This window comes from Vaccinium witches'-broom phytoplasma str. VAC (assembly GCF_000309405.1).
Lineage (GTDB): Bacteria > Bacillota_I > Bacilli_A > Acholeplasmatales > Acholeplasmataceae > Phytoplasma.
On sequence record NZ_AKIN01000209.1, the window covers coordinates 1 to 524 of the forward strand.

A 524-nucleotide genomic window follows, 5' to 3' on the forward strand; every position below is an offset into this window, starting at 1 on the left:
TTTTTATGGTCTTTTGTTGAAAACAAGATTTATATGTTTTTTTAAAAAACACTAAAAACCTTCCTTTTTGAAAAAAGAAGGGAATTAATAAAAATTTCTTAATTTAAATTTGTTGGTTTTTTTTATTGTTTAATGGTTTGATGAATATATTTTTTTTAAAAAACAGGAAAAACCGTCTTTTTTGAAAAAGATGGGTTTTTTTGATTGTTTAATGGTTTGATTAATAATTGCGGCGCAGAATAGTTTAAACTTTGCATTATTCTTTTTTGATTATAAAAAAGAATATACTCGTGTACCATGTTTTTCATCTGTTTAGCATTCATTTGTTCTAAATCACTTAAATAAAGTTTTTCGCCTTTTAAATTAGCCCAAAAAGACTCAATACAAGCGTTTTGAGAAGGAATGCCTACATCAGAGAAACTTTGGCGATAACCTTTTTGTTTTAAAATAGTTTTAAATTTTTTAGCAGTATATTGGCTGCCTTGGTCGGAATGGAAAATACAAGTTTTTTTAAGAGGTTTTAA

1 protein-coding gene is annotated in these 524 nt (G+C 25.6%); it reads right to left on the reverse strand.

The genetic code is table 11. The annotated features are described in order from the left end of the window. Positions 1-155 precede the first annotated feature (155 nt). Positions 156-524 (reverse strand): integrase core domain-containing protein (locus RI68_RS02955; RefSeq protein WP_017193747.1); only part of this gene is annotated, 369 nt, incomplete at its 5' end.